Annotated in this window: 14 protein-coding genes and 1 pseudogene; 8 read left to right on the top strand and 7 right to left on the bottom strand. The window is 40.6% G+C overall.

Annotated features, from left to right (window positions below):
* The 7 genes from ACT8YW_RS19330 to ACT8YW_RS19300 form a co-directional block, all read right to left on the bottom strand.
* The coding region (locus tag ACT8YW_RS19330; RefSeq protein WP_444106833.1) for a hypothetical protein at window positions 1–904 on the bottom strand (904 nt) is incomplete at its 3' end.
* Complete coding sequence (locus ACT8YW_RS19325) at window positions 891–1,148, bottom strand: ABC-three component system middle component 6 (RefSeq protein WP_444106832.1); 258 nt, start codon at window positions 1,146–1,148, stop codon at window positions 891–893. The genes ACT8YW_RS19325 and ACT8YW_RS19330, both read right to left, overlap by 14 nt.
* Window positions 1,145–2,065: an ABC-three component system protein gene (locus ACT8YW_RS19320; protein ID WP_139018686.1), complete on the bottom strand. Its 921-nt coding sequence runs from the start codon at window positions 2,063–2,065 to the stop codon at window positions 1,145–1,147. Before ACT8YW_RS19320 ends, ACT8YW_RS19325 begins: the two co-directional genes overlap by 4 nt.
* Before the next feature lie 333 nt (window positions 2,066–2,398).
* Window positions 2,399–2,752: a helix-turn-helix domain-containing protein gene (locus tag ACT8YW_RS19315; RefSeq protein ID WP_005643639.1), complete on the bottom strand. Its 354-nt coding sequence runs from the start codon at window positions 2,750–2,752 to the stop codon at window positions 2,399–2,401.
* A 12-nt stretch (window positions 2,753–2,764) separates the two neighbouring features.
* Window positions 2,765–4,795 carry a bifunctional DNA primase/helicase gene (locus ACT8YW_RS19310; protein WP_444106831.1) on the bottom strand — a complete coding sequence of 677 codons (2,031 nt, stop codon included), beginning with the start codon at window positions 4,793–4,795 and terminating at the stop codon, window positions 2,765–2,767.
* On the bottom strand, window positions 4,779–5,123 hold the full coding sequence (locus tag ACT8YW_RS19305; RefSeq protein WP_005643643.1) for a helix-turn-helix domain-containing protein: 345 nt from the start codon (window positions 5,121–5,123) through the stop codon (window positions 4,779–4,781). Before ACT8YW_RS19305 ends, ACT8YW_RS19310 begins: the two co-directional genes overlap by 17 nt.
* 696 nt (window positions 5,124–5,819) lie before the next feature.
* Entirely contained in the window at window positions 5,820–6,722 is a 903-nt protein-coding gene (locus ACT8YW_RS19300) for an Rpn family recombination-promoting nuclease/putative transposase (RefSeq protein WP_444106834.1), read from the bottom strand.
* A 664-nt stretch (window positions 6,723–7,386) separates the two neighbouring features.
* Here ACT8YW_RS19300 and ACT8YW_RS19295 point away from each other — a divergent pair.
* From ACT8YW_RS19295 to ACT8YW_RS19260, 8 genes and pseudogenes are all read left to right on the top strand, one after another.
* On the top strand, window positions 7,387–7,557 hold the full coding sequence (locus tag ACT8YW_RS19295) for a hypothetical protein (RefSeq protein WP_444106830.1): 171 nt from the start codon (window positions 7,387–7,389) through the stop codon (window positions 7,555–7,557).
* 179 nt (window positions 7,558–7,736) lie between these two features.
* Window positions 7,737–8,777: pseudogene (locus ACT8YW_RS19290) on the top strand (DUF3871 family protein).
* 234 nt (window positions 8,778–9,011) lie between these two features.
* Window positions 9,012–9,335, top strand: coding sequence for a hypothetical protein (locus ACT8YW_RS19285; RefSeq protein WP_287816871.1), 324 nt, complete (start codon window positions 9,012–9,014; stop codon window positions 9,333–9,335).
* On the top strand, window positions 9,332–9,631 hold the full coding sequence (locus tag ACT8YW_RS19280; RefSeq protein ID WP_287816870.1) for a hypothetical protein: 300 nt from the start codon (window positions 9,332–9,334) through the stop codon (window positions 9,629–9,631). The genes ACT8YW_RS19285 and ACT8YW_RS19280 overlap by 4 nt, the downstream gene beginning before the upstream one ends.
* A gap of 18 nt (window positions 9,632–9,649) precedes the next feature.
* Window positions 9,650–10,009, top strand: coding sequence for a hypothetical protein (locus ACT8YW_RS19275; protein WP_444106829.1), 360 nt, complete (start codon window positions 9,650–9,652; stop codon window positions 10,007–10,009).
* The gene (locus ACT8YW_RS19270) at window positions 9,996–10,217 is read left to right on the top strand and encodes a hypothetical protein (RefSeq protein WP_287816868.1); all 222 of its coding nucleotides are present in this window, start codon (window positions 9,996–9,998) and stop codon (window positions 10,215–10,217) included. The genes ACT8YW_RS19275 and ACT8YW_RS19270 overlap by 14 nt, the downstream gene beginning before the upstream one ends.
* A gap of 78 nt (window positions 10,218–10,295) precedes the next feature.
* Window positions 10,296–10,595: a hypothetical protein gene (locus ACT8YW_RS19265; protein WP_444106828.1), complete on the top strand. Its 300-nt coding sequence runs from the start codon at window positions 10,296–10,298 to the stop codon at window positions 10,593–10,595.
* Window positions 10,596–10,607: 12 nt separating this feature from the next.
* The gene (locus tag ACT8YW_RS19260) at window positions 10,608–10,835 is read left to right on the top strand and encodes a fructan hydrolase (protein ID WP_444106827.1); all 228 of its coding nucleotides are present in this window, start codon (window positions 10,608–10,610) and stop codon (window positions 10,833–10,835) included.
* Window positions 10,836–10,851: the final 16 nt, after the last annotated feature.

The following is a 10,851-nucleotide window of genomic DNA, read 5'->3' as shown; positions in this document are numbered from 1 at the left end:
TTTTAACAACCATATCACTTAATTGGACTTTAGCCTCATTATAGAAATCAATAAGTTGTTGTTTTGTTATATCGGGCTTGTATTGCAGACTTTTCTCAATATTGGCAATAACCATACGATACTTCATCGCCTCATTTTGATAAGACTTCAAAGAAGCAGAAATACGATCAGCATCTTTTCTAATTTCATTATAATCTTCTGCTATTACGAAATTATCAATGTTGCATTGTAACTCATTTATCTTTTTTTGCTGTCCAACAATTTTTATTTCAACATTCTCTGATGCTTCATCTTTCATAAAGAAAGATTTCATTATTGGATCTTTTTGTATCTTATTGCCTAAATCTTTTATTCCATCAAGATCTTCCTTTAATTTATTTTTCTTTACAACCCTATCTATATCCAATCCTAATAGATAAGAATTGTTAAGAAGTTTAACATAATCTTGTTCTTCTTTTACAAAATCCCAATATAAATCATAGCTACTTCTTTTAGGACGAATGAATCTTGAAATAAGACTTCTAAAGGTTAGATAGTTAACAGGGGTTGTCAATCCAAACACCTCTTGTCCCATGAAACTTCTGAATTCAGCTAAAGACATCTTCTCATCATTCAAAAATATTACATCTTGTTGTTCTGTTGTCCGATAAGAAGTATATTCTTTACCATTTATCTCAAAATCAAGATAAAATATCCACCCTTGAAGCAATTCCTCAAATGCAGGTATTTTATTTGAAGCAAGACAAAAATGTATTAAAGCAATTGATAATGATTTACCAACGCTATTATATGTGTTTCTTTCGTTTTCAGTTCTCTTTTTTGCTACAATCAGAGAAATACCTTTTGAATTAAAAGGAATAGTATGAAAACTTTCTTTATTTGCTCTTAATTTAAGTAGTTTCATATTTTATAATTTCTCCGTTAGTATTTATATTAATTGTCCCTATCAAGTACAACAAGTTTATAGCCATTAAAACATTATCAAAACTATGATAAGCCGGAAAAACATCTCTTGTTTTGTTAACCTTTGAATACTCCTGCCATAGTTCGTCCAATGTATAAGGTCTTTTTGCCAAAAAAGTCAATAAAATTCCGGCAAGTCCCAATAAGGACTCAGATAAACTAATATGTTTAGAAGGCAAAATCATATTTCAGGAGCTTTAAAAATATCACAATACTCAAAATAATAAGACATTAAAGTAAAAATAGCAGCATCAATAGCAACAGTATGTTGAGGATAAGCCTTTTCATAAATATAAAAAAAGATTTCATCACTCTTATTTGTTGCGTCTGGAATTACCGTTAATGCCTCATTATATAAACCATTAAACACGTTCCGAAGTTCATTCTTAATGAAATTACTGTTATATTCAAAGAAATCATTAATTACACCTTCATTTATTCTATGACTTTTTAAATACACAGCAACCTGTTCACTCAGCTTATTAAAGATGATTTTTTCTTCAAAATTTGGATTTATGGGAATCACTTCTTTTTGAGGATTAGTTTTTACTTTTAGCATGTAATCAACAACATCTTTCATCACACCGTATTCAACTCCCACATTGTCTGGATTAGGAATAACACCAATAATATCATCTATTGCTACTTCATCCAAACTCAAGAAAACATCTTCCAAATCTTTACATAAGAAAGGATTAGCACAAACATCCTTATATTGAATTTCAATTTTACGTAATTCTGCAAATAAACTGGCATACGCACCTTTATACTTGTCGTTAACTACATAAAAGAAACTTTGTATGGGATAAAGAGATTGCCAGTATGCATATAATCCAGAAAAGTCCGTAACTAACTTCTCTATTGTTTCTTTCTCCTTTATCTTAATATCCTCAGGAGCATATACTTGATAATAAGTACCCGTTGTTTTATCAAAACCATCGTTCTTTCTATCACCGTATTGTCCTTGTGGTTTAACCTGTTGGAAATTACGGTTATGACGTTGCATGATCTGTGTGAAAAAAGACTCAAATGCTGCACCGTCACAAGAATATACTTTTGTTTGAAACATCAAACGTACTATGTATCTCGTGTTTCTATCCATGACTATTTAATCTAACTACAAAGATACGGATTTCATATGATTCTTGTATGCTTCTTTGAGAATATTTAAAATATTCCATAACACATATAGTCATACTAACGTTTGAAACATTCCAGTTTTTACGCCACAAAGCTGGAACATTTCAGTTCTCCACATAAAAAATGATACCCCTCCGAACCGCTGTCCTTTGGAGTATCACCATTCGAACAAGAAAAGAAACTTCATCCTGTTTCACAACTGTATGAAGCCATTGCTATGACAAACACCAATACGCAGTTTGGGATTTCCTGCCTCACGGCAGTAGTTTCACCGGTACAAAGCAAAAACATAGACTTATTCTTTCGGCAGCGGATAGCTCTCGGACAGCTTGTCCTCACGTGCCTGCCGTTTTATCTCGTTCTCGTCGAAGTTGTTGCGGATGAACTCGTGCAAGTCCGATTCCTTGTAATATGTCTTGTGATATATCGAATAGAACTTCAACACCCCGTTATTCCGGTATCGTTGCAGCGTGCGTTTGCTGATGCGCAACAACAGGCATACTTCCTGATTGTCGTACAGACGCTCTCCGTTCAGGTAGTTCAGGTGCTTTTCCCTCGTTTCCGCCTTGTCCAGCTTCCGTGAGATGCGGTACAGCTCACCCATGATACGTTCCATCCATGCTTCAAATTCCGTTTTATCTACTAACATACGCTTTCCTCCTTAAAAGTTCCCGATAACATAATAGCTCTGGTTATCGGATGATTTCAGAATGATTTCTTTCTCACGCATGAACTTGATGTAGCTTTTCGCCGTGCGCTCCTTCACCTCCAGTATCGACTGGATTTCTTCCGCAAGCTCCACGTAAGTAACAAAGCGCCTCTGGCTGAATACCTCTTTGGCCACCGCTACAAGCTCATCCTCTTTGCGCTTGTCCTTTTCCTCTTTCGGCTTTTCGCCCAGATAGACGTGCATGGCCTTTTCCTTATCCCACGAAAACTGCATGATAGGCACATCCAGCGGACTTCCATCCCTTACTTTCAGAGCCTTCACCACCGATATAGCCGGATCGCTGTCCTTCTCTATGGAAAGGATCGCCGCAGCCTTCCTCTGCAACTCACTTCCCAAGTGTCCCCTCAGCTTCAGCCCGTTGGGGATAAAATGCAGTACCGTTACGATACATGTCTTGTAGATACCGGCCAGCCGGTACAGTTCTTCCACAACGGCTATGCTCTCCGCTTCATCGTTGGCACATTTTATCAAATCCGCAATCCCGTCTATCACCACCAGATGAACACCGCCATATTGATAATGGTACTTGTCCAAGCTCTGGATAATGGAAAGCAGGCGTTCTTTCCGGCTCATTCCCGTAAGGCAATACGCCTTGAACCATTCCGGCATCGCCTCACGTCCGCATCGCCGCAGCAGGTTGCTGATATTCTTATACAGCTGTACTTCGCTCTGTTCCGTGTCATAGAACAGTACCGCCTTGTTCCTGCTGTTTTCGTGGAGCGCAACGCCCAGCGCATCCACATCCGTTCCGGTTGGACGGATAGCACCGGCAATCAGCGCCGCCACATAGTTACTTTTTCCCGTACCTTCTCCGCCAGTGACACAGAGCAGGTTGCCTTGAGTTCCGAGAGGCACGTCATTTACCGATACGATCATCTGTGCAATGGGAGGTGGGTTGTTGAAATCCACCTCGCAGGATTTCAATGCCGACATGGTTTCGCTGTATAAGGTTTCCAGATAGTCCAGAAAAAGCTTTATCAAATCCTCACGGCTGTTCCCTAGCATGAAGTAGTCCGATACATCCTTTTCCGTCTTTGTACCGGCAAGCGGGAGCAACAATCGTTTAACCCCGTATTCCTTCAGCTCCTCTTCACGCTTCGCCGAGCTTTTCAGCCCGGTACTGTCCACATCATAGAGGAGTATGATATGTTTGAACCGGAACGAAAGCCGGTGTATGACAGCCGTTTCCGAATTGAAACAGATCGCATGGAAGCCGTGTGCCGCCAGACTCATCACATCCTTTTCCCCGCCTGTGATAAAGAGCAGATCACCCTTTGCCGGCAGCTGCTCCAGCCCGAAACAGTAGTTGTCGCCAAAATCACCGGCATACAGGAACCGCATTTGTGAGCACGGACGGTAAACCTTGATATGCTGTTTCCCCATATATCCGAACATCGGTTCATCGACGCTTGTCATGCAGGAAAAAGGCTTCCTTTCCTGGTTCTCGCTGCTGAACTTCTTCAGCGATACCGTCCGGTACGCTTTCAGAACATTTTCCCCGATTCCCGATTTACCCCAAAAGGCAAGTTCCGCAGCCGTAAAGGGCTTTTGCACGACAGTATAAGGCCGGACGCTTTTCGCTTTCGGTTCTTCCGATACCACTTCACTCTTTTGGGGGACTTTGCTATGGCTCACATGATATTCCTCATGTGTGGACAGCCCCAAATGCAGATCACGGTTTATCATTTCCATGATCTCGACAAACTCTTTAGGCTCCTTGCAGCTAAGGCCGTTCAGCCTGCCCACCAGCTCAAAGCAGTCCCCCGAATAATCCTCGTTCCCGAAATCCTTCATTTTAAATACACCGGCCTTACGTTCGTAATAAATATTGCACGAAGCCTTCGTGTCCTTATAAAAAGGGTTCAGGAAGTTCTTTCCCACCTTGAAGTCCACCGGCAGGTAATAGCGGAATACGGAAATGCCCTTTTCCGTCATTTTCAGTATATCATCCTTTCTTATCATTGCCGGTTCTCGTTAGGTAGTTCTTGCGAAAATCCTCCAATGTTTGAGGCTTGCACCGAATGGTACGCTCTTCCAGACAGCGTTCGACCTCCGACAGCTTGTACATACACCGTCCACGCAGCATGGAGTAGCTGATCAGGTTTTCATCCCTCAGGCGTTGCAATGTACGTGTACTGATCCCTAAAGCTTCCGCCAGTTGGTTGCTGTCCAGCCAAGCCTCCTTTTTTTCTTCCGAAGGCAGCTGCGCTTCAGCTACATACCCGGCGATTTTTTCAATCTTCCCTACAAGCGCTTTATACGCTTCACTTTCAAATGTAATAACTTCCATAACAAACTTAATTTTTAATGTTTGCTGCAAAAGAATGACAATAAAAGGCAGCGCATGGGATACTATACGTGTACTACACCATGATTTTTTCGGTTCAGCGAAAAAGGAGGGGGAACCGCTTCACATAAACGGCGGTATCGAGGCGGACGGCAAGGCTGTAGGACTGATGCAACATCCGCCCGGTGCAAGGGGCAAACCTATCCATATATATAGGTTCGCCCCTTGCACTGGGGATCTTTTTTAAAGATTTAATAATCAAATGTTTGGAAAATAAAAAGTAATGCCCTATCTTTGCGGCATCAGAGAACGGCTGACAAACGAATGCCTCTCACTGACAACAAGCGTTCCTATAAATCGTTACTAATTCGTTACGGTACAATTTTTCAAGGTTTACAAGAACTTATAAATCAAAGATATAGACCGCTACGGTGAAAGCCCCAGGCGGATCACCAAAATAAAATTAAGCCTCTGATTTTCAGGGGCTTTTTTCTCACCTGACAGTCTTACTCCCCCATTCTACTCCCCACTAAGAAAGCACTATATTTATATTACTTTAACTCAACCTATCCTCTCCTCTCAACAAATTACATTAAAATTCCTCCCTTCATTCCCATCATCTCTATCCGAATAGTAATAAAAAAGGGAATACACAGTAAACCGTATATCCCCTCAATCAATAACATATTCAAGTTTACACTATAACTTTTCTATTTCTTCTCTAGACAATCCAGTAGCTTGTGAAATTATATCAATTGCTACTCCCAGCTTTTTCAGGTTACGAGCATTATTCAAATTGGCCTCTCTTACTCCTTCTTCTTTCCCTTTAGCCAATCCTTTATTTAATCCTTCTTCAATGCCTTCTTCCCTACCTTTCTTTTCTGCCGTAGATATAACACTATACCAGTCACGGAAATTTTTCAAGCTGTCCCAATATTCACTCAGTTCAGTCTTGGTAAACTTAGCAATTTCCGCAGTTTCAAAGAGGCGGTCAAAAACTCTGTTCTGTAATGCTCTAGGACGTTCAAGCAGAGAGGCAAGATTACGCAGGACAAAAAGCCACTTGTCAAACATACTCTCCAACTCATCCTCGGTCTTATTAAATTTAGGCATCTCAAGATAGACAAAGGTAAGTTTGTCATAGAATACCTTGTGCGTATAAAGGTCTACAAGCTTCACCTCATGATGGAAATACTCCTCATCAGAATTGTCAAAGGAGAAATTCAGGATACCTACCACATAGACAGCCTTCAATTCATAATCCCATTCCCCACGTTTGGCCTGCTCACGAATAGGAAAAGTGGAATAAAAGACACTGCGGTCCCTGAAGAACTGCTGCTCGCCACGCTGCATCTCAACCAGGAACTTCTCTCCCTTCTCATTCTCACAATATACATCAAATACGGCTCGACGGTCATATTCCTGCGTTCCAAGATGTTCAGCATTAAGATAAGTGACATCCTTGATTACCTCCTCCTTGAATAAGAGTGCATTCAAAAAGCTAATCAACAATTCCTTATTCATTGCCGTACCAAAAAGCAACTTGAATCCAAAATCGGTATATGGATTTACATATCTATCCTGTATTCCTTCCGTTCCCATGTCTTCTTCCATTTTTTATAGTTTGAAATTCCAATCCAGCCCCTTCATATAACCAATAATATGAGCCTTCCTTTGAAATGCCTCAATAGCCTTCCAGAGCATTATATACAAAAGTAGCAATAATCAGATAAAATCAAACGGAAAAAGATTATTTTAACAGAGGGGTGAAAATAACCGGGCAAAGATTATCCCCTACTCCGCTATTTGTTATTCATACGGTTATCTATCGCCATACAAACTATTTTTTAGGCTGTACGCCCCTTCTCATTCCCCGATATATCATGCAGATTTTTTCCCTCCTCAAAACCCTGAAACCCTTATATATGAGAAAAGCTTGAGGCATTAACGGCACTTGGAATAAAGAAGTGCGTCAGCTTCAAGCATTATAACAAAACAAATTACCGGGTTAACCCCAATTTCAGAAAATGATTGGGACAATTAATTCGAAGGCTAGGAAACCGGAAGTAATTATAGCAGCTTTAGTCTCTATACATGAAACCGGGCGGAATAGCGGAAAGTCAAGTCAGGGCGGGGAACCTTGATGACGGCTTTCCATTTTTTTCTTTTTTTTCTCCCTCCCATTTTCCCTCAAACCCTTATATATGAGAATTATATATAAGAGAACAATAAAATAGAATACTAACAATTTAAAATCAAAAGAACAATGGGAAAATTAATGAAAGGAATCAGAATCGCGGCCAATGTGGCTGAGATTATCGTGGCAAGTTCGGTTATCGTAGAGCTTGTAGAAAAGCATGGCGGCAAGAAGAAAAAGGGAAAAGAGAATGCCGCAAGTAAAGCCGGTACAGTCAATGTAGCGGCAGAAAACCAGTAGAACGTCTTATAAATGGAATACAATAAAGCACAGGACGTTATAATCACAATCCTTGAGGTTACGACAGCAGTACTCAAGGGAATAAAGAAGCTAAGAGGAATATTTGTAAAAGCAAAGAAATAAACCTCTTGGCTTTTTCTTTTATCGGATTTTATTAACCAATTAAAAATTATAGAAATATGGAAACTACAAGAGAACTGTCTGTCGTTCCACAACAAGGAATGATGACAAGAATGGGTATGATCAACCCAACCTTTATCGAAGATGCAGTAATCGTATCAGAAAAGGAACAGGAGAAGGAACATCCCAATTTTATTGAATCAAACACTTCAGGCATTACACTTGAAGAACTGGAAACGAACTGTATCGTACCCAGCTTTGGAGACAACCAGCTTACAATCAGCCACCAGACTTTTATACACCGTATCGAGGAGGCGGCAAGTATGTTTTTTGCAGGAGAAACTTTCGGTAATACGGAAATCAGAGTCTCACACAAGATTTTAGGCAGACATCCTTCCGCACTGACAAAGAGGAAGGAAGAACTCAAACCTGAAGACGAAACCATCTATTATCAGAGAATGGCATTCTGTTTTCATATCCGAACCATATGTCGGGAAATGAACGGTGAGGAAGTGCATCTTTGTATCGGTGGCGTAAGAAGCCTGAACGAAGAGAACCTGTACGGGAAAAAATCCCCTGAAAAATTTAAAATCTTTATAGGATGGAGAGTCAGGGTATGCAGCAATCTTATGCTGACATGTGACGGCTTGACAGGACGTCTGGAAGTGATGGGCGATACGGATATTTATATGGCCGCACTAAAACTGTTTCAGACATTTAATCCTGAACAAAATTTGAGACTTCTTGAAAACCTGGGAAGAACAATGATATCCTAGGAACAGTTCTGCCAGATAATCGGACGTTTACGACTTTACCAGGTATTATCGGCAACACAAATGAAAGAATTGCCGAAAGTTATCCTAGGTGATTCAAACATCAATGCAGCTACCAAAGGCTATATTGACAACCCCAACTTCGGCTTACGCGGAAGAGCAAAAATTTCATGCTGGGACCTGATGCAGCTTCTTAACGAGGCGGCCAAACAGTCCTATATCGACAAATTCCTGGAAAGGAATCAGAACGCCACAGATTTTGCGGTGGGCATTCAGAAAGCCCTGACCGGGGAAGACACTAAAAACTACGGATGGTTCCAGGGATAGGCCGGAACATCCAAAAATCCTACGAAGGGAGAAAGAACCAATAATTACAAACAAGGTCTTTCTCCCTTTTTTGTTGAATTAAAATCAGAAAGGAGAAAATATATGAGCGTAGCATGTATACAGGACATATACAAATGTGACACCTGTAAATCAGCATTAGACGAGCACGGAAGGAGTTGCAGGCACGGGATGTTATTTCCCCTGCTTCTTTTAATGGGAAATTTTAAGAGGTGCATGAATTATGAATTTGATGCGGAAAAGGTAAAACTTCAACTGCAAAAGAAAGAAGCTTCAAAGTATTCTCCGGACAAGGACGGGATATACAGAGGAAAAAATGCGGAAGGTGTGTTGTCATGCCTTCTTAAGAATGGAGACTATTCGATTTACGGATATGGAGGAACAAAAGGCTGTTTCTTTGACAGGGAGGCAGAAAAGTGGGTGGCATTTGACAATTCCACAAATGACTGTTGGGTGGAGGAGTTCAACAGCGAAGCGGAAGCGGCAGAGTGGCTGGGAGAAGATCACCCAATTCACGTAATAATTAACAAAAGAACATGAAAAAGAATATTGGCGTAGTTATCGGGGTTCGTGACACAGATCCGGACAGTCCAAAATATCTCCTTGATGAACGGGGAGAATATATGCATTTCGATTCCGTAGAGGAAGCCGATGAGTATATGGAAAACAACGGCATGAATGCAGGTGAACAGAAAAACTGTTATGTCCTGCAATACCACACATTCTGCCTGAATTGTGGAAAGGAATACTTTTTAAACCCGTCCGAGACTTTCGTGGATGAACCGGGACGCGGTTACTACTGTAATGAATGCGATTCGTCATTTGATGTAATTTAGCTTAATGGAATACAGAAGATGAATGAAACATTGGAACAACAAATAAGGAGGCTGGAGTTTTGCCGTGATTGTATCGTACTTGATTACGATGCCGGAAAAGAAGAATACAACCGCCTTGAGATGGTAATTGAAGAATTAAAAAAGAAAAAGGATATGAATAAAATCAAGAAAACAGGTATACCAAAAACCAGAAAAGTCCTGATGACCGTTGAGGAGTATCAGGCTGTCCTATTGGGATTATCTGAAATAGAAGCTACAACAGGCTATGGAAATTTGCCGGAAAAAGATATAAGCAGATACAAGGAGGCTGAAACATCACTCCGTAGCCTTATCAGTAAATTCACAACAACAGAAAAGAAGCGTTATGGAAACGATTAATCTGACAAAAAAAGAAAAAGAATGGATCAAGGAACTGAAGGCATTAATCCGAAAAAAGCCGAAGTCCCTGATTCTCTTTGCCGACGGTGATTTGAATATCCTGAAAGGGACCAAGGAAAATCCTTCATGTGAAACGGAAGACGGCCGAATGGATAAGGAAAGAGTCGCAGATTCCATTTTATTTGCTTGTGAGGGTGGAGGATTTTAATATAAAAACAATAATTATGGAGTTTAATACGGTAGTCTTCGGGCTACCATAATCAAGAATGAATAAAACAAGGTAAGTATGTTGACAATAGAAATTCCAGAATCAAACAGAAGAAAATCCGAGGAGGATGCACTTGCTGCTTTCATCCTCTCGGAACTTAAGGAGAAAGGCGAATGTGTCTACTTCCACTATGGAGTAGGCTGGGGAAACAACTGGCCTCACAGTTGGGCAAAAAATACTGGAAGTGATGCCAGGGACAGACATCCAATTTCGGAGCTGGCACACGATAACGTCATAAGGGCGTTTATAACCAAAGGCTATTCTATCGAGTATAGAAACGAGATAGCCGCCGGAAGATACGTGATTATTAGAGGATAGAAAGGAGGTATTATGGCATGGCTGGCAACAGACAAAACCGGGAGAGAGACAATATCACCCGGCAGACCTGAATTTGATGGTTTTGAGTGGTATTATACCGAAGAAACCTCTATAGAAGGCGAATATGGGAATATAGGATATTCCATGGACCTGCCTGATGGAACAATTGAAAAGATATTGGGCAGAAAGTTAACATATGAGGTAAGCGTCTCCGCGATTCTATATAGTGTATTAAAATAAAAAGGCTAATGATCCC

Origin of the sequence: Bacteroides sp. (assembly GCF_052357945.1) — a bacterium.
Taxonomy (GTDB): Bacteria; Bacteroidota; Bacteroidia; order Bacteroidales; family Bacteroidaceae; genus Bacteroides.
The sequence above is the reverse complement of the archived record's forward strand: the minus strand, read 5'-3'. Positions and strand labels throughout refer to the sequence as shown.